Origin of the sequence: Saccharothrix xinjiangensis (assembly GCF_039527585.1) — a bacterium.
Taxonomy (GTDB): domain Bacteria; phylum Actinomycetota; class Actinomycetes; order Mycobacteriales; family Pseudonocardiaceae; genus Actinosynnema; species Actinosynnema xinjiangensis.
The window spans coordinates 13,922-31,541 of sequence record NZ_BAAAKE010000051.1; the positions used below are offsets into that span (position 1 = coordinate 13,922).

The following is a 17,620-nucleotide window of genomic DNA, read 5'->3' on the forward strand; positions in this document are numbered from 1 at the left end:
GTTCACGCCCTTCCCGTGACCGCGAGCCGCCGTGCGCGCAGGGCGTTGCGGTCGACCTTGCCGGTTGAGGTGCGGGGCAGCGCCTCGTCACCGATGTCGAACGCGCCGGGGATGGCGGTCCGGGGCAGCCCGGCCGCGCAGTGCACCCGCAGGTCGAGCCCGTTGAGCCGTGATCCCGGCGCGCGGCGGACCACGGCGTGCAGCACGTTCCCGGCCTGCTCGTCGGGCACCGCGACCACCGCGGCCTCCAGCACCCCGGGGTGCGCGAGCACGACCTGTTCGACCTCCTGCGTGTTGGTGCGCACGCCGCGCACCTTGACCTGGTGGTCGTTGCGGCCGGTGAGGTGCACCAGGCCGGCGGCGTCGCGGCGGACCAGGTCGCCGGTGCGGAACCAGCCGTCCCGCCACCGCTCCCGGTTCAGCTCCTCGTCGAGGTAGCCCTCGGCGCGGAAGGGCGTGCGCACCACCAGCTCGCCGCTGTCGGCCTCGCGGCCGTCCTCGTCGAGGACGCGGAACTCCACGCCGGCGATCGGCGTGCCGATCGGGGTCGGCGACCGGGTCGGGTCGATGCGGTGCAGGAAGCTGTCGTTGGTCTCGGTGCAGCCGTAGACGTTCCACAGCCGGGCGTTCGGGAACGCCGCCGCGACGCCCTCCAGCAGCGCGGGCGGCGCCACGTCGCCGGTGAGCAGGACCTCCCGCACGTCCGGGAAGACCCGGCCGGTGGCGGTCACCAGCCGGAAGAACAGCGGCACCGCCTGCACCACGGCGGGTCGCCGCTCGGCGCACAGCCCGGCCAGGTGGTCGCCGTCGGTGGCGCGCTCGGGGTCGACCAGGTCCGCGCGCGCGCCGGCGGCCAGCGCCGCCCACACGTCCAGCAGGCACAGGTCGAAGTTGAGCGGCGCGTAGTTGAGCACCCCGGCGCCGGGGCCCATGCCGAACGCCCGCGCCGCCCAGGTGAGGAAGTTGTCCACGCCCTCCTCGGACAGGACGACGACCTTCGGCTCGCCGGTCGAGCCGGAGGTGGTGAGCAGCAGGCCCGGTCCGGGCAGCGACCCGGGGTCCGCGCCGGTGGTGCGCGCGCCGCCCGGGGTCAGCACGTGGGTGCAGCCGACCCGCTCGCACAGCCGCAGCAGGGCGTCCGGGCCCAGCGAGGCCGACGGCAGCAGCACCCGCCTGCCCTGCCGGGAGCACGCGATCAGCAGGGCGACGGTCTCCGGCGACTTGTGCGCGGGCACGCACACCGGCACGTCGGCCGGGATGCCGGCGGTCAGCGCCTCGGCGTCGCGCGCCAGCAGGTCCAGGGCGGCGTAGTCCACCTCGGCCCCGGCCCAGGACAGCGCCGGGGCGTGTGGTCGGGCGTCCACCTGCGCGGCGAACGCGGTCAGGAAGGATCGGGTGGGCATGGGGTCCCTCTCGGGGTCGGAAGGGGTCCGGTCGGAGGAGCTCCGGTCAGCGGCGGGCGGCCAGCAGGCCGCCCGCGCCGGGCACGGTCGCGTCCAGGTCGGTCAGGTCGAGCAGCCGCCACAGGCACGCCTGGTTCGAGGTCACCACCGGCACGCCCAGCTCGCGCTCCAGCGCGTCGACGGCCTCCCAGGAGCGGAAGCCGCTGCCGGGCAGCAGCACGCCGTCGGCGTGCGCCGGGAAGGCGGCCACGACCTGGCGGCGCACCTCGCCGGGGTCGACGTCCCAGCGCCCGCCGCGGTCGAACAGCCGGTGCCGCTCGACGCCGTCCCAGCGGGCACCCAGGCGGAAGGGCTCCAGCGCGGCCGGTGCGAACCCGGACGCGGTCAGGTAGGACTCGGCCGCGGCGAAGGTCGGCGCGGTGAACCACGGCGGCGCGAGCACCATCGGCCGGCGCACGCCGAGCGTGGTCAGCGCCGCGCGGATGGCCTGCCCGGCGGTGTAGACCGGGGTCCCGCCGGCCAGGTCGGACGCCGCGGCGGCGAACCCGTCGTCGAACCCCGGTCCGCCGAAGAAGCTGGCCGAGCCGAAGCACAGGCAGATCGCCGACACGTCCAGCTGCCCGAGCTGGACCAGGCCGCGCCGCACGTCCGGCGCGCCCACCAGGCGCTCCCAGGACTCGTCGGTGTACTCGGCGCCGGTGCTGGTGGGGCTCTCGAAGCGGGCCGCGTGCACGGTCACGCCGGGCGGGGCCATGGCCCACAGCTCCGCCTCGACCACCGGGTCGTTGTGCACCACCAGCACGCCGAGCCGGGCGACCCAGGGTCGGGCGCTCACGACCGGCTCCCCTCGCGGCGGGCCAGCCCGAACCAGGCCAGCGCCGCGCCGCCCGCCGCCGCGACCGCCGTGGTGACGAACGCCCACGCGAAGGCGTCGGGGCCGGGGTTCGTGCCCAGCACCAGGACCAGCACGGCGACGCCGAGCGCGCCGGCCATGTACTGGGAGGTGGTCATCAGGGCGCTGCCCACGCCCTGGTTGCGGTCCTCGACGTCGGCGGTGCCCGCGATGAACATCGACACGTAGGTGACGCCGTGGGCGAAACCGGTGATCAGCAGGCCGGGCAGCAGGTTGACCACGTAGCTGTCGCCGTGCACCTGGAACGCCAGCAGCAGCAGGCCCGCCGCGTCGGCGACGAACGCCAGCGCCAGCGTCGCCCGCACGCCGATCGCGCCGACGATGCGGGCGGCCACCGAGTTGGCCACCGCGATCGCCACCGCCATGGGCAGGAACGCCAGGCCCGCCGCGAGCGGGTCGTACCCGCGCAGCTGCTGCACCAGCAGGGTCACCACGAAGAACTGGTTGCCGACGCTGGCCATGTAGAGCGCGGTGGAGCCGCAGCCGACCAGCAGCGAGCGGGTGCCCCGCAGCACCGGGTCCACCAGCGGGCGCTCGCTGCGCCGCTCCTGGAGCGCGAACGCGACCAGCAGCACGACCGACGCGCCGAGCGCGGCCAGCGTGGCGGGGTGCGTCCACCCGCCGGCGGACGCCTGGGTCAGCGCCAGCGCCGCGGACAGCACGGTGCCGGTGCACAGCACCGCGCTGGGCACGTTCAGGCCGCCGCGCTCGCGGTTCGCGGTGTCGTTGCGGGGCAGCAGCTTCGGCGCGGCGAGCGCGCACAGCACCGCCAGCGGCAGGTTGATCAGGAACACCCACCGCCACGACACCGTGGTCAGCAGGCCGCCGATGAACACGCCCGCGGCCAGGCCGGACGCGCCGACCGTGCCCCACACGCCCAGCGCCCGGTTGCGCTCCGGGCCGGCCGCGAACGACGTGTTGATCAGGGCGATCACCGCGGGTTGGAGCACCGCGGCGGCCACGCCCTGCGCGGCGCGGGCCACGAGCAGCATCGGCGCGCTCGGCGCGAGCCCTCCCAGCAGCGACGCCACGCCGAACAGCAGCATCGCGGCGATGAACAGGGTGCGCGGCCCGAACCGGTCCGACGCCCGGCCGCCGACGACGAGGAACCCGGCGAAGAACACCGCGTAGCCGCTGACCACCCACTGGACGGAGCTCTCGGTCAGCGCCAGCTCCGCGCCGACGCTGGGCAGCGCGATGTAGACGATGGAGTAGTCGAGCGCGATGAGGAACTGGGCCACGGCGAGGATCGCGAGCGCCGCGTTCGCCGAGCGGGCGCGCACCGCCTCGGTGCGGGTGCTGGTCATGGGGATCACCTTCGGGGAGCGAGCGGTAGCAGGGCTTCACCGAGCCGGACCACGTCGGGGTGCACCGCACGCGCCCCCGCGGTCAGCAGCTCGTCGGGTGTGGCGACGCCGGTGGCGACGCCGAGCGCGTCCATGCCCGCGGCACGCGCCATCAGCACGTCGTCCACGGCGTCGCCGACCACGGCGCAGCGCCCCGGTGGCACGCCCAGCCCGTCGGCGGCCAGCAGGGCGAGGTCGGGGTGCGGTTTGCCGCGCTCGGCCATGCCGTGGCAGGACAGGACGTCGAAGTGCGGCAGCAGGCCGGCGGCCTCCAGCAGCTCCACCGCGCTGCGGCGGACCTTGCTGGTGACGACGGCCAGCGGGTGCCCGTGCTCGCGCAGGTCCGCGAGCAGCTCGGGCACGCCGGGGAAGACCAGGTCGGCCGCCGACGGGATGACCAGCTCCGTGAACAGCGCCCGCGCCCGGTCGGCGGCGCGCGCCGCGTCGGGGTGGTCGGCGGGCAGGTCGAGCAGCAGGGCCAGCGAGGCGACCAGGGGGCGGCCGACGGTGGCGCGCAGCCGGGGCTCGTCCGCCGCGCCGCCGTGCTCCGCCACCACCCGCCGCAGCACGGTGGTCATGCCGGCCGGCGTGTCGACCAGCGTGCCGTCGACGTCGAACAGGACCGCGGTGTTCACGCCGGCTCCCCGGCGACCCGGTCCCCGGCGGCCCGAGCTCCGGGGGACCGCTCCTCGGAGGGCCGCTGCTTGAGGGCGACCGCGACCTCGGCGGCCAGCGCGCTGGTCGACAGCAGCACCGAGCGGTTGGCCTCGCCGGTGCGGCCCCTGGTGGCCTTGCCGACCGCGCTGAGGATCGCGGGCGTCATGTCCTTGCCGCGCACCCCCGCCGCCTCCGCCTCGGCCTGCTTCTCGCGCACCAGCGCGTAGACCTCGTCCGAGGGCAGCGCGTCGGCGGCGTCGATCGGGTGGGTGATGAGGAAGCCGCCGGGGTTGCCGACCGCCCAGTGCAGGCGCACGGCCGACACCAGCTCGGCCAGGTCGTCGACGCGGCGCGGGTTGCGCTCGCCGCTGGAAACGCTGTAGTAGGCCGGGAAGTCGTCGCAGCGGTAGCCGACCACCGGCACGCCGAAGGTCTCCAGGTACTCCAGCGTGAGCGCCGGGTCGAGCAGCGACTTGGCGCCCGCGCACACCACGGCGACCCGGTGGCGGGTGAACTCCACGAGGTCCGCGGAGACGTCGAAGCTGCGCTGCGCGCCGAAGTGCGCGCCGCCGATGCCCGCGACCGCGAACACCTCGACGCCCACCCGGCCGGCCGCGACCAGCGCCGCGGACACCGTGGTGCCGCCGTGGCCGCCTCCCGCCAGCACGGCGCCGAGGTCGCGGGCGCCGACCTTGGGCACCGTCGGCGTGGTGGCGAACAGCTCCACCTGCTCGTCGGACATGCCCACCACGAACCGGCCCGAGACGATGCCGGTGCGGGCGGGCACGGCGCCCGCGGCGCGGATGGTCTTGTCCATGTCGAGGGCGGTCTGGAGGTTCAGGGGGTGCGGCAGCCCCTGAACCACGCCGGAGGACTCCAGGGCCACCACCGGCAGGCCCGAGGCCAGCGCGTCGGCGACCTCCTCGGAGACCGAGAACAACTCGTCGCGTGTGGACACTGCGGTTTCTCCCGTCGTCGGTCCGCGGGTGGTGCGGGGAACCGCCGGCTCCCCGCACCACCCGTCGCCGGTCAGTAGTGCGAGAACTCGTCGGCGTCGAAGTTGTGCCGCTCGTCGCCGCGCAGCGGCGGGTTGAAGACGCTGATCAGCTCCAGGTCCTCTTCGGGGTGGGCGATCAGGAAGTGCTGGTCGTGCCGGTCCAGGGCGTACATGACGCCCGGCTCGATGTCGTGGGCCGTCCCGGCCGCGTCGATCACCTGCCCGCGCCCGGAGATGCAGTAGCAGGCTTCCAGGTGGTTCCGGTAGTGCAGCGGGGACTTCGACCCCGCCTTCACCACGGTGTGGGCGACGGTGAACCCCATGTTGTCCTTCTCGACCAGGAGCCGGTAGCTGAGCCCGTTCCCCCAGTCGACGCCGGTCACGCCGGCCTTGGCCCGCACGATCATGCTGGTGAACCCCTCCTGTCCGTGGATCTCGTCAGACGAAGCTGCGTGCTTCCCGGACGAAGGCCTCGATGGCCTCGACCGAGCTGAACTGGGCGGGCGAGATGTCCCGCTCCCCCATGGGGATGTCGTAGCGCTCGCCCACCCACGCGATCAGGCGCAGCAGGCCGAGGCTGTCCACCACCCCGCTGTCCAGCAGGTCCAGGTCGGACGGCAGCTGGTCGGGGGTGAGGTCGGGTGCGAAACCGGTCACGACGAACCGCTTGATCTCGTTCTCGATCGACACGCGAGGTCCTCCAGGGGTGGTCCGGGCTGCCGACCCTCCGTCAGCAGCTCGACGAGCAGCACGTGGTCCGCGCTGGTGCGGCCCGCGCACTCGCCGGTGACGACCTGCCGCAGGTCCGCCTCGACCGGCCGGTCCCGCCGCGGCGCGCGCCGCAGCAGGTCCAGGTCGTCGACGAACACCAGGTCCACCGCGCGGGTCACGGCCGGTGGCAGGTCGCCGCCGGTGGCGTTGACCAGCACCGCGCCGCCGGGCAGGCGGACGGGCCAGGTGTCGGGGTCGGCGACGTCGGTGACGACCACGAGGTTCGCCCCGAACACCGCCTCGCCCGCGGTGGCGGCCACGGAGAGCCCGATGCCGGTCGACCGGAGCCGGTCGACCAGGTCGGGGTCCAGCGGCTCGCCGTCGAGCACGCGGACCGCGACGTGGCTGGTGCCGGGCACGTGCCGGGCCACGGCGTCCAACTGTGCCCGGACCGCCCACCCGCCACCCACGACCGACGCGGTGACCACGCCGGGCGCGAGCAGGTACCGGGCCGACAGCGCGGTCAGCACCGCGGCGCGGCGCCGGGGCCCGGCCACCGACGACACCGCCGCCTCGACCGCGGCGCCGGCCATCAACCGCTCGGCCAGGGCGTCCACGACATCGGCGCCGTGGTGCCCGTGGTCCCCGGGTGGACGATCCATGTCCGGTCCTTCCGCACTCGCCGTGGCTCTTGCCGTTGCCCTTGCCATGACGAAGGTGCGGCGCGGCTCTGTCGATCCGCTTTCCAAGCGCTATCGATTCCACGGAGCCGGGATTAAGGGGGGCGAAGGCGGACGGATGGCGCCGGGGCGTCTGCTGGTGGCACCGCACAGCAGATCCCCGGTGACCCCGGAGACCAGAAGGAGGATGCCGGTGCTGAAGTCCCTGCTCACCGCGCTCGCGATCGGCGCGACCGTCATCACGGCCACGCCCGCGTCGGCCACCACCACCACCACGTCCGACTGCCCCGAGGACACCCACTGGAGCGTGGAACTCCAGCTGTGCGTGAACGACACGCACTGGTGAGCGGACCGCTCAACACCACGACCCGGCCCACCCCAGGGCCGGGTCGTCCCGCGTTCCGGCCGGGCTTGTGGTCCCGCGGTCGCGCGGCGGGCCCGGTGACGCGCACCGAAGCGTTCGACGTCACCGATCCCGGCGCACGCCCGACCCCACCGGCTCAGACCAGGTCGCGAACAGCCGTCCCCTCGACCCGCCGCTCCCGCAGCCGCGCCACCAGCCGCACCGCCTCGGCGGAGTCGGCGCCGGACAGCAGCAGCAACGCCCGCTCCACCAGCTCGCCCGCCGCCGCGTCGTCGCCGCCGGCCGCCCGGGCCTCGGCCAGCAGCGCCAGCGCCTTGGCGTGCCCCAGCGCCGACCCCAGCCCGTCGAACAGCTCACTCGCCGCGCGCAGGTGCCCGACACCGCCCTCCGCGTCGCCGCGGGCCAGCGCGATCTCCCCGAGCGAGTACCGGGACCTGGCCTCGATCAGCCGCTCACCCAGCCGGCGCGCCAGGTTCAGCGCGTGCACCAGGGTGGTCTCGGCGTTGTCCAACCGCCCCTCGCGGTGGCGCAGCACGCCCAGCGCGTACAGCGCGTAGACCTCGCCGATCCGGTCGCCGTTGTCGCGCACGATGCGCAGCACCCGGTGCAGCGCGTCGCGGGCCCGGTCGACCTGGCCGGTGGCCAGGTGCAGCTCGGCGAACCTGTGCACCACCTGCGCCTCGACCCGCAGGCACCCGGTCTCCAGGGTGATGTCCCGCGCCTGCTCCAGCAGCCGGGCCGCGGTGTCGGTGTCGCCCTCGTCGAGCCGGTGCTTGGCGATGCCGCGCAGGACGTGCGCCTCGCCGATCCGGTCGCCGACCGCGCGCAGGCCCTCCAGCGCCTCGGCGTACTTGGCCACCATCGAGGCGGTGTCCCCGCGCAGGCCGTCGACGTGCGCGGAGTTGCGCAGCACCAGGGCGCGCCCGTGCTCCTCGCCGGCGGCGTGGAACAGCTCCAGCGCGCCCGCGAAGTACTCGTCCGCCTCGGGCAGCCGGGTCTGGAACATGTGCAGCGTCCCCAGCGAGTAGCGCATCGCGGCCATGCCGACCCGGTTGTCGGCGCGCCGGCACGCCTCGTGCGCCACCCGCGCGCACTCCAGCCAGTCGTCGAAGTAGCCCTTGGCCTCGAACAGGGTCACCGAGGTCAGGGCGAGGTCCCAGCACAGCTCGTCGAGCCCGGCGCCGGCGGCCTGGCGGACCGCGGCGACCAGCGCCCGCCGCTCGGCCTCCCACCAGTGCGCGGGTTCGCCGAGGTGGTCGTCCAGTTCACGCGCGTCCGGCAGCCGGCGCGCGGCGCCGCCGTGCAGGATGGTGTAGTCGCCGCCGTACTCGCGGCGGTGCGCCTCCTCGGCCAGGGCCAGCCACCCGCCCAGCACGCGGCCCAGCGCCGCGGCGCGCTCCTCCTCGGTGCTGTCCTCCTGGAGCTTCTCCGCGGCGTAGACCCGGATCAGGTCGTGCAGCCGGTAGCGCGGAGACGCGCCGCCGTACTGGACGGTGTCCACCAGCTGCGCCTCGACCAGGCTCTCCAGCACCTCCTCGGCGTCCGCGGCGGTGGTGTCGAGCAGCGCGGCCGCGGTCCAGCCGGGGAAGTCGGGCGCGCTCACCAGGGAGCACAGCCGGAACAGCCGCCGGGCGCACTCGTCGAGCAGCCGGTGCGTGAGGGCGAAGGTGGACCGCAGCTCCAGGCCGTGGTGGGCCAGCTCGTCCAGCCGTCTGGCCTCGTCGTGGAGCCTGCGGACCAGGCCGGCGAGCCGCCAGTGCGGGCGGGAGGCGAGCCGGGCGCCCGCGATGCGCAGCGCCAGCGGCAGCCCGTCGCACAGGCGGACCAGCTCGACCGCCGCGTCCGGCTCGGCCTCGACCCGCTCGCGGCCGACGACGCGGGTCAGCAGTTCGAGGGACTTGGCCTCGTCGAACGCGTCCAGGTGGAGCTGACGCGCGCCCGGCAGGCCGCTCAGCCGCACCCGGCTGGTGACGATCACCGCGCAGGACGCGCTGCCGGGCAGCAGCGACCGGACCTGCGCCTCGTCGGTCACGGCGTCGAGCACCACCAGCACCCGCTTGCCGGACAGCTTGCTGCGGTAGAGCTCGACGCGCTCCTCCACGTCGTCGGGCACGGCCGAGCCCGCCACGCCCAGCGCGCGCAAGAACCGGGCGAGCAGCTTGGCGGTGTGGTCGTTGCCGTTCGCCGAGCACATGTCGGCGTAGAGCTGGCCGTCCGGGTAGCGGGCGCTGAGCTGGTGCGCGGCGCGGGTGGCGAGGGTGGACTTGCCGACGCCGCCCCTGCCCGAGACGGCGACGATGGGCATGCCCCAGGCCTCCTGGCCGTCGACGTCCAGCAGCCGCACGATCTCGGCCAGGTGCTCCTCGCGGCCGGTGAAGTCGGCGATGCTGGCGGGCAGCTGCCGGGGCACCACCTCCACCGGCCGCGACGCGTGGCGCTCGGACGCGGGAGGCGCAGTGGACACGGCGGGCACGGCGAACGCGGCGGGCTCAGCGGGCGGGCCCGGCGGCGGTGGCGGCTCGGCCACGCCCAGCGCCGGGTCGCGCCGGAGGATGGACTGCTCCAGGTCCTGGAGCTCCGGGCCGGGTTCCAGCCCCAGCTCCTCGACGAGGACGGTGCGCAGCCGGCGGCCCACCTCCAGCGCCTCGGCCTGGCGGCCCGCCCGGTACAGCGCGAGCATGAGGAACCCGTGCAGCCGCTCGCGCAGCGGGTGCTCGGCGACCAGGGCGTGCAGCTCGCCGACCACCTCGCGGTGCCTGCCCAGGACCAGGTCGAGCCGGAGGCGCGCCTCCAGCGCGGCCAGCCGCTGCTCCTCCAGCACGGTGGCGCTGCGCCGCACCACGTCGCCCGGGATGTCCGCCAGGGCGGGGCCCCGCCACAGCTCCAGCGCGGTGTGCAGCGTGGCGGCGGCCTCGGTCGGCGCGCCGGCGTCGGCCTGCGCGCGGGCGGCGGCGACCAGCTCGGCGAACCGCAGGCTGTCGACCTCGTCCGCGTCCAGCCGCAGCAGGTAGCCGGGCGGTCGGGTGCTGATCGCGCCGGCCCGGCCCGCGTCGGCGAACAGCTTGCGCAGCGCGGAGATGCAGATCTGGACCTGGCCGCGCGCGGTCGACGGCGGGGTCGTGCCCCACACCGCGTCGATCAGCTGCTCGACGGGCACCACGCGGTTGGCGTTGAGGCCGAGCACCGCGAGCACGACCCGCTGCCGCGGACCGCCCAGGTCGAGCGAGCGGCCGTCCAGCACGAGCTCCACCGGGCCGAGCAGCCTGAGCCCCATGTCGAAGCGCCCCCAGTCACTCGCGCGGTGGTCACGGCGGCGGCCCGAGAACGGCGGCGCCCCGGTAGCTGCCCGTTCCCGGACGCACGCGTCCGGGCGTGAAGTCCCACAGAGGTTACCGCACGGTCGGCGCGTCCCCGAATTGCTCGCCGACGCAAGGACATTGTCGAATTCGACGCCCAACCGGGTGAAATGCACTCGCCGCCACCCGACCGGCCGCCCCGGCGGTGATCACGGGTTCGGCCTGCGGCAAAAGGAATTCCGGCCGGCCGCCGACCGACCACCGGCCGACCACCGCCCCGCGTGGCGACGCTCGGCGACGTCCGGCATTCCGGGATGTGACCGGATGGAGTCGTTTGCCGCCCCGAATGCACCCGGACAGCCCAGCACCGGCTTTCGCGAGGCGATTTCGGAGAACCGCACGCCACCGCCGGGCCGTCCGCGCGAGTTCCGCGTCGCCGAGGCCCCGTAACGAAACCCCTGGCGCGCACGACACACCGGTGATCAGCACGGGTGTTCTCCCTGGAGGTGGGGTGCCGGTCAGTCGGCCGCGATCACGCGGCGTGGTGAAGCGAACCGAGCACGGGTTCCTGGTCTTCGCCGTCCTCGTCGCGGCGCTGGGGCTGCTCACCGGTCTCACCGGGTGGGCGGCGCTGGACCTGCGGCAGCAGCGGGCGGCGGACGCGGCGGACCAGCGGGCGGAGCTGACCGCGAAGGCGCTGGACGTGTACCGCGCCATGGCGGACGCGGACGCCCACTCGCTCAACGCGGTGCTGGTCAACGCGGAGCGGGCGACCCCGCTGCGGCAGCGCTTCCGCGACGACGTCTCCGCCGCGACGGAGGCGTTGCACGTCGCCTCGGCCAGGAGCGCGGGCACCGGGGACGACGCGGCAGGGCAGGTCCGGGAGCTGTCCCGCCTGCTGCCGCTCTACACCCGGCTCGTGGAGGTCGGGTGGACCGAGAGCGACGCGGGGCGCCCGGTCGGCATCTCGTACCTGTCCAACGCCTCGTCCCTGGTGCGCACCGGCATCCTGCCCGTCGCCCGGCGGCTGCACGCGGAGCAGACCGAGGCCGTGGTGCGGGCGCAGCGGGACGCGGGCGCGGTGCCGTGGCCGTTCCTGGTCGCGGGGGTGGCGACGCTCGCCGCGCTGGTCGCGGCGCAGAGGTCCGTCACGCGCCGGACCCGCCGCCGGGTCAACCCCGGCCTGGTGCTGGCCACCGGGCTGACCTCCGTCGCGCTGCTCGGCGCGATCGTCGTCGTGGGGTTCGTCGACGGGCGCGGCGAGGTCGGCCAACGCGAACTGGCGGTGGTCGGGCCGCTGGCCGAGGCGCGCAACCTCGGCCGGGAGGCGGACGAGGCCGAGGCCCGCATCCTGATCTTCCCCTCGGCGGGCGACGTGTCCGAGCTGGACGGGATGTTCGACGACATCGAGGAGCTCGTCACGGCCGCCGGCGGCGACGAGGCCGCCCTCGCGGCGCTGGAGGCGTGGCGCGGGCACGACGAACCCCTGCTCCGCCCGGCACGGGGCGGCGCGAACGCCGAACCGCCGGCGTTCACCGACCTGGTGAGGACGATCATCGACCCGGCGCCCGGCGACGCCGACACGTTCGGCCAACGGCTCGACTCCCGCCTGACCGAGCTGATCGAGGAGCACCGGGCGAGGGCCGTCGACTCGACCGGGTCGGCCAAGGCGACCCTGGCGAACTGGGACGCGGCCGTGCTGCTGCTCATGGCCGCCGCGGTCCTGTCGGCCGCGTTCGGCCTCGGCGTCCGGATCAGGGAGTACTACACGTGATCAAGGTCCTCGCCCTCGTCGCCGCGCTCGCCTGCCTGACCGCGTGCGCCGCACCCGCCGCACCCGCCGGGCCCGCCGCCGCGCCCGCCTCCCCGTCGTCGGCGCACCCCGACCTGCCACCGGGCTACGACGAGGCCCCGGAGCGCACCGCGCCCTGCGGGAACGCCCCGACCGACAGCCTCGACCCCGCCGCGGGCCCCCTGGGCCCCGACGGGCGGCCCGACGGCCCCAACGTCCGCCGCGTCCGCGAGGAAGGGCTGCGGGTCGGGGTCAGCCAGACCGGGCAGTTCCGCAGCAAGCGCGACCTGATCACCGGTGAGCTGTCGGGCCTGGAGATCGACATCGCCAAGCGGGTCGCGGCCGCGCTCGGCGTGCCCGACGAGGACCTGAGCATGATCGGCCTGCCCACCGGCGGACGCCTGTACTCCCTCGACACCGGGGCCAACCGCGCCGCCAAGGCGGTCGACGAGCGGCTGGGCGACGTGCCCGGGGTGGACCTGGTGATCGCCGGCGTGAGCGTGACGGCGTGCCGGGTGGAGACGCACGGCCTGCGGTTCTCCCGGCCCTACATGCAGACCCACAGCGGCCTCCTCGTCCGCGCCGGGCTGTCGGGCGTGACCAGGCCGGAGGACCTGGCCGGCCGCAAGGTGTGCTCGGGCGCGGGCACCACCAACAGCGACGAGATGATCGACGTGCGGGACCGGCAGCGCGCGGAGCGCCGGCCGGAGCTGGTGCCGGTGGCGGTGAACGACACCAGCGACTGCCTGATGCTGATGCAGCGGGGTTTCGTCGACGCCGTCTACTCCGACGTGCTGATCCTGCACGGCTACCGGCACCAGGACCCGGGCACGGTGTTGCTGGACTACCGCAGCCCGCTGACGACCAAGGCCGCCGTCGCGGTGAGCGGCGAGCAGGACGACCTGCTCCGGTTCGCCAACGACGTGCTCGACGACATGCGCGCGGACGGCAGCCTCGACCTGGCGTACGACACCTGGTTCCAGGGGTTGGCCCGCCACCACCGGCTGCCGGTGCCCGACGACCCGTACCGGCGCTAGCGCGTGTTTCAAAGGTGAGGTGATCGGCGGCGTGTCGGTGGCCGGAACGTGGCGAGGTCTCCGGTAGGTGGGTTAGCGACCAAGCAAACCTGCAATACCGGAGACCTCGTGGCCGGCGTAGCGGCAGCGGGGCGGGCCGATCTGACCGATGCGCAGTGGGCGATGCTGGAGCCTCTGCTGCCCGTCGGTGCCAAGCCGGGCCGTCCGCCGAAGTGGAGCAAGCGGCAGTTGATCGACGGCATCCGGTGGCGGGTGCGGGTCGGTGCCCCGTGGCGTGACGTCCCGTCCGAGTACGGCCCCTGGCAGACCGTCTACGTGTTGTTCCGGCGGTGGCAACGGGCCGGGGTCTGGCGGCGGGCGCTGACCGCGTTGCAGGCCCGCGCCGACGCCGCGGGGTCGATCGTGTGGGACGTGAGCGTGGATTCCACGATCACGCGGGCGCACCAGCACGCCGCCGGTGCGAGGAAAAGGGGGATCTGCAGGTCGAGCCGCCCGACACCGAAGCGGGTGGGACCGAGCCCGATGATCACGGGTTGGGTCGGTCGCGGGGCGGGTGGACCAGCAAGCCGCACCTGGCCTGCGAGCAGGGCCGGCGGCCGTTGTCCCTGCTGGTCACCGCCGGACAGCGGGGTGACAGCCCGCAGTTCGTCCCGGTGATCGAGCGGATCGAGGTGCCGCGCGTCGGCCCCGGCCGGGCACGCACGCGCCCGGACCGGGTCCTGGCGGACAAGGCCTACAGCTCGAAGGCCAACCGCGCCTAACTGCGACAGCGTGGGATCAAGGCGACCATCGACCAGCCCCGCGACCAGGCCGCCCACCGCAAGGCCAAAGGCTCCGCGGGTGGACGGCCACCCACGATCGACCGGGAGATCTACAAGCAGCGCCACGCCGTCGAGTGCGGCATCAACCTGCTCAAGCAGCACCGTGCGATCGCCACCCGCTACGACAAACTCGCCGTCCCCTACCAGGCCACCATCGACATCGCCGCCATCAACATCTGGCTACGCCACATCTGAAACACGCGCTAACCCCAGGCCAGGCAGCGGTGGCTGACTATTGGCATCCCACAGGCCGCTCAGGAATCGATCCGCCATTGGAAAGCATCCAGCAGCGCCGCAGCGGCCGCGTGTCGCTGATCGGTGCTTGTGCCGCCACCTCGCTGGTTCTTGATCGAGTTCAGCAGATGCTCGAGCCTCACCGGCGATTCGGTCGTTAGCTCCAACGTGCCCTCCATCATGAGTACCGCTCCCTGCATGCCCTTGTAGCGGTCGGCTTCCATGAGCTGGGGGAACTCGGTCAGCAGCCCGGGGTGGGCACCGGCCGCGGCGATGAAGGCATAGGCATCTTCGCTGTCCCAGTCGAGCAGGTACGAGACAAGTCCCCTCGCTACCTCCGGGGAGAGGTCCACAGCCCGTTGTTTGAGCACCATCGCGATCATCGACACCAGGCTGTCGTCGTCGCCGATGGAGTCGAACAGCTCGTTCAGTCGGTCCTCGTGCATCGGTTCCTCGTCCGGTTCATTGCCGAACGCCAGCACGGCGACCGCCCAACGCAGCAGCTCCTCACGCGCCGCGGTTCCCGCTTCGGTCGCCGGCGTGTCCGACTCCGGCGGATTCTCCTGCTCCGACGTGCGGATCGTCCGTCCCATCTGCAGGGTGTAGACGAGTTCGCGGTCTCCGGCCAGCTCCGCCTGCCGCAACTCCGCGTCCAGACCGGTCGACCGGGTGCGTTCGGCGGACAGGTGCAGGACATGGGTTGTGCGTTCGAGCGCGGCCAGGAGGGCGTACCAGCTGTCGGTGGCCAGGCCTGACCGCCACAGGTCGACAGTGGGGCGCCAGACCGCCGCGTCAACGATCAGCGTGTCCAAGCGGGCACCGTCCTGGCGGGGTTCGACCAGGATGCCGAGCAGGACGAGGTTCGCGGTGTAGGCGGCGATCTCCCGGACGTGGTCGGTCGCGGTGGGGCGGTAGTCGCTGTAGCGGGCTGAGCCCTGCCGTCGGCGCGCACCGGCCAGCAGAGAGGCGACGGCGGTCCTGATCCGCTCCCGGTCCTCGGGCGGCAGCTCCGCGAGGAGGTCGCCGAGGAAGTCGAGGATCGGGCCGCGCGTGGCCAGACAGTCGTGTGAGAGCAGCGCGAACAGCCGGTCGTCGTCGGGCTCGCGGGTGCCACGGCGACCGACCGCGCTGTCCGCGGTGTCGACGAGGGTGTCCACGATCTCGCGGGCCACGAGGTACTCGCCGAAGGTGGCGTGCAGGAACTCGTAGCTACGTCGCGCCCGGTCGGTCTCCAGATCCGCCCCGGAGGTATGGACGAAGAAGAACTGCGCAACCAGCCGCTGGTCCGCATCCGTTCTCCGCACGTCGTCGTGGGCCGGTGTCAGGGCCGTCAGGTCGGCGGTCAACTCAACGTCGGTGATGTGCTGACGACTGCGGTTGAACATCCCGAGCGCGGCGATCGAGAGCTGTTGGAGCTGATCTCGCGGCGGAGTGGCGTCCGGCAGCTTCGTCGCCTCTCGCCTGGTGAAGTTGTCGAACAGCGTCCGGTACAGGGCGGTTCGGGACAGCCCGGACTCGATGGCCGGGAATGACAGATCGGCCGAGTACAGCGCCAGCATCAGCAGCAGAAGCGGCTGCCGCGCGAGTTCGGGTTGGCGGGCGACGGCCTCGTGCGTCAATTCCCGGACGGTCCCGGCGTCGATGGCGTCCCGGTTGACCGCGTTCCACACCTCGCGCCACTGTTCGACCTGACCGGGATCGAACTCTTCCAGCTTGACCACGGTGGCACCGAACGGTACATCCACGCGATCGGCCACCAGCGTCCGCGAGGTCACCAGCACGACGACCGGTCGTTCCTGCGCTGCCTCGCGCCGCTGGAACTCGGCAACGTCGTGCAGGTAGTCCGCGCGGTCACGGTCGGCGGCCTGCAACATCTCGTCGAGCCCGTCGAGCAGGATCACCCTGGTGGCCGCGCGACTCTGATCCACAAGCCCCGCCCAGTCCACCCGGCCATTAGTCTCCCTGGCCAGCCCTTCCTCGATCTGCCGATAGACCGCGGCGGTGCCGGACACGTACCGCAGCGGAACGTAGACGGTCGTGTACTGGTCGGCGGGCAGCCGGGCAGCCAACACCTTCATCAGCAGGCTCTTACCGGCGCCGGGGTGACCCAATACCAACAGCGGCAGACGCGTCGCCTCGGTCGAGGCAAGGTGAGCGGCGAGGCGAACGTCGAGGTTGTCGTGTTCGGGCAGCGGCTTCCACCATTGCTCGTCGGCCACCCGAGATCGCGCGTCGACCCGTTCGCAACGGTAGTTCGGCTGGACGAAAACCTCCCGGACGAGCGGAAACCGGACGTCGGGGAAGAAGCTCATGGTCGAGGCGTCCTGGGGCAGCACCGGTTCGTCCAAGCCGGCCCGCACCGCACGGTGCAGCGCCGAGACCTGGTCCGGGACACCGCCACCGATGGCGATCAGCAGTGATTCGAATCTGGACATGGCCCGCGCCTGGTCGGCGAGGGCTGCTTTTACCTCCTCGTGCACGATCACGAGGCTTCCTCGGGTCGCCGTGTGTTCGTTGAGCATGCTCCACACGAGGAACTCGGGGACCTGGACGGCCAGTCGGCGGTACTGATCCTGATAGTGGCGCAGTGCCTGTGCGGCGATGGCGGGCCCGTCAACCCGGCGGACGGCCTGCCCGGCGACAAGACCGGCACAGAACCCGACCAGGTCCGCGGCGAACCTCTGCTGCCACTCCAGTACGGCGGCGAGGTTCTCCACGTAGCCTCGCCCGGACGATGGCATCGGCACAGGTAAGTCGTACAAGGCCTCCGCGGTCTTCCGCCCGGCGTCGCCCGCCCCCGCCAGGAGAGTCGACAACTCCGGATCGGTGATCGCCAACGCCTTGAAGGCCTTCTCCCCCACCGCGCCGCGGAAGGCCTCGACAACCGAACTCGCGACGAGCACCGTGTGAGCGGCGGCGAGCAACCGAGTGCGGTCGTAACCCCTCGCAACGGCCCGATAGTCGCCGACCTTGTCCAACAGCTTACGGACCAGCCCCAGCGCCTCGTTCTTCTGGTCCACCCAGCCCCACACAGCGGCCAGACCCACCAGCGGTACAGCCGCCGGACCGGTGAGGGCCACAACGCCACCGACCATGATGACGCCGCCGAGCGCGGTGTTCAAGCGCTCCAGCGCCGGTCGATCATACTGACCGAGCACGGTCAACGCACCACGGAAGGTCAGTTCGGGGATGTCGCGCATCCTGGCTCGCTTCTAAGGACGGGTCCGCCAACCGGCTACGGTAGTGGAGTTGACCCGTTTTGACGGACATCTTGATCCTCACCCCGTTTGACGGAGTCGGGTTGCCGGAGTTCAGGCTACTGGAGCGATCCTGGCGTGTCGGAGTTCGTACTCGATCGGAGTGAGCATG

General features: G+C 73.4%; 13 protein-coding genes and 1 pseudogene. 4 read left to right on the top strand and 10 right to left on the bottom strand.

Annotation, left to right across the window (positions count from 1 at the left end; genetic code table 11):
- Positions 1–2: 2 nt before the first annotated feature.
- The 8 genes from ABD223_RS42215 to ABD223_RS42250 all read right to left on the bottom strand — a co-directional run bounded on the left by ABD223_RS42215 (position 3) and on the right by ABD223_RS42250 (position 6,689).
- Positions 3–1,403, bottom strand: a complete 1,401-nt coding sequence (locus ABD223_RS42215; protein ID WP_344043768.1) for a class I adenylate-forming enzyme family protein — start codon at positions 1,401–1,403, stop codon at positions 3–5.
- Positions 1,404–1,449: 46 nt separating this feature from the next.
- Entirely contained in the window at positions 1,450–2,238 is a 789-nt protein-coding gene (locus ABD223_RS42220) for a maleate cis-trans isomerase family protein (protein WP_344043770.1), read from the bottom strand.
- A complete protein-coding gene (locus ABD223_RS42225) occupies positions 2,235–3,623 on the bottom strand; it encodes an MFS transporter (RefSeq protein ID WP_344043772.1) in 1,389 nt (462 codons plus the stop codon). Before ABD223_RS42225 ends, ABD223_RS42220 begins: the two co-directional genes overlap by 4 nt.
- A 5-nt stretch (positions 3,624–3,628) precedes the next feature.
- Positions 3,629–4,297: an HAD family hydrolase gene (locus ABD223_RS42230; RefSeq protein ID WP_344043774.1), complete on the bottom strand. Its 669-nt coding sequence runs from the start codon at positions 4,295–4,297 to the stop codon at positions 3,629–3,631.
- Positions 4,294–5,277 (bottom strand): pseudouridine-5'-phosphate glycosidase, encoded by a 984-nt coding sequence (locus tag ABD223_RS42235; protein ID WP_344043776.1) that lies wholly within the window; start codon positions 5,275–5,277, stop codon positions 4,294–4,296. Before ABD223_RS42235 ends, ABD223_RS42230 begins: the two co-directional genes overlap by 4 nt.
- A gap of 71 nt (positions 5,278–5,348) precedes the next feature.
- The gene (locus tag ABD223_RS42240; RefSeq protein WP_344043778.1) at positions 5,349–5,723 is read right to left on the bottom strand and encodes an ectoine synthase; all 375 of its coding nucleotides are present in this window, start codon (positions 5,721–5,723) and stop codon (positions 5,349–5,351) included.
- 31 nt (positions 5,724–5,754) lie between these two features.
- Complete coding sequence (locus tag ABD223_RS42245) at positions 5,755–6,006, bottom strand: phosphopantetheine-binding protein (RefSeq protein ID WP_344043780.1); 252 nt, start codon at positions 6,004–6,006, stop codon at positions 5,755–5,757.
- Positions 5,970–6,689, bottom strand: a complete 720-nt coding sequence (locus ABD223_RS42250; protein WP_344043782.1) for a hypothetical protein — start codon at positions 6,687–6,689, stop codon at positions 5,970–5,972. The genes ABD223_RS42245 and ABD223_RS42250 overlap by 37 nt, the downstream gene beginning before the upstream one ends.
- A gap of 211 nt (positions 6,690–6,900) precedes the next feature.
- Between ABD223_RS42250 and ABD223_RS42255 the strand changes: the two genes are divergently transcribed.
- Positions 6,901–7,053 (top strand): hypothetical protein, encoded by a 153-nt coding sequence (locus ABD223_RS42255; RefSeq protein WP_344043784.1) that lies wholly within the window; start codon positions 6,901–6,903, stop codon positions 7,051–7,053.
- Between the two features lie 154 nt (positions 7,054–7,207).
- On the opposite strand, the gene ABD223_RS42260 is transcribed toward ABD223_RS42255, so the two are convergent.
- Positions 7,208–10,345 carry an AfsR/SARP family transcriptional regulator gene (locus ABD223_RS42260; RefSeq protein ID WP_344043786.1) on the bottom strand — a complete coding sequence of 1,046 codons (3,138 nt, stop codon included), beginning with the start codon at positions 10,343–10,345 and terminating at the stop codon, positions 7,208–7,210.
- A gap of 563 nt (positions 10,346–10,908) precedes the next feature.
- On the opposite strand from ABD223_RS42260, the gene ABD223_RS42265 reads away from it, so the two are divergent.
- The 3 genes and pseudogenes from ABD223_RS42265 (at position 10,909) to ABD223_RS42275 (ending at position 14,212) form a co-directional block, all read left to right on the top strand.
- Entirely contained in the window at positions 10,909–12,141 is a 1,233-nt protein-coding gene (locus ABD223_RS42265) for a hypothetical protein (RefSeq protein ID WP_344043789.1), read from the top strand.
- Positions 12,138–13,196 (top strand): transporter substrate-binding domain-containing protein, encoded by a 1,059-nt coding sequence (locus ABD223_RS42270; RefSeq protein ID WP_344043791.1) that lies wholly within the window; start codon positions 12,138–12,140, stop codon positions 13,194–13,196. Before ABD223_RS42265 ends, ABD223_RS42270 begins: the two co-directional genes overlap by 4 nt.
- 162 nt (positions 13,197–13,358) lie before the next feature.
- Positions 13,359–14,212 (top strand): annotated as a pseudogene (locus ABD223_RS42275) (IS5 family transposase).
- Between the two features lie 59 nt (positions 14,213–14,271).
- On the opposite strand, the gene ABD223_RS42280 reads toward ABD223_RS42275, so the two are convergent.
- The gene (locus tag ABD223_RS42280; protein ID WP_344043793.1) at positions 14,272–17,451 is read right to left on the bottom strand and encodes an NACHT domain-containing protein; all 3,180 of its coding nucleotides are present in this window, start codon (positions 17,449–17,451) and stop codon (positions 14,272–14,274) included.
- Positions 17,452–17,620 lie beyond the last annotated feature (169 nt).

Bases quoted from the DNA above. Each gene is read 5' to 3' on its own strand.
- ABD223_RS42280 (WP_344043793.1), bottom strand. From the start codon at position 17,451: ATGCGCGACATCCCCGAACTGACCTTCCGTGGTGCGTTGACCGTGCTC.
- ABD223_RS42225 (WP_344043772.1), bottom strand. From the start codon at position 3,623: ATGACCAGCACCCGCACCGAGGCGGTGCGCGCCCGCTCGGCGAACGCG.
- ABD223_RS42260 (WP_344043786.1), bottom strand. From the start codon at position 10,345: ATGGGGCTCAGGCTGCTCGGCCCGGTGGAGCTCGTGCTGGACGGCCGC.
- ABD223_RS42250 (WP_344043782.1), bottom strand. From the start codon at position 6,689: ATGGATCGTCCACCCGGGGACCACGGGCACCACGGCGCCGATGTCGTG.
- ABD223_RS42240 (WP_344043778.1), bottom strand. From the start codon at position 5,723: ATGATCGTGCGGGCCAAGGCCGGCGTGACCGGCGTCGACTGGGGGAAC.
- ABD223_RS42215 (WP_344043768.1), bottom strand. From the start codon at position 1,403: ATGCCCACCCGATCCTTCCTGACCGCGTTCGCCGCGCAGGTGGACGCC.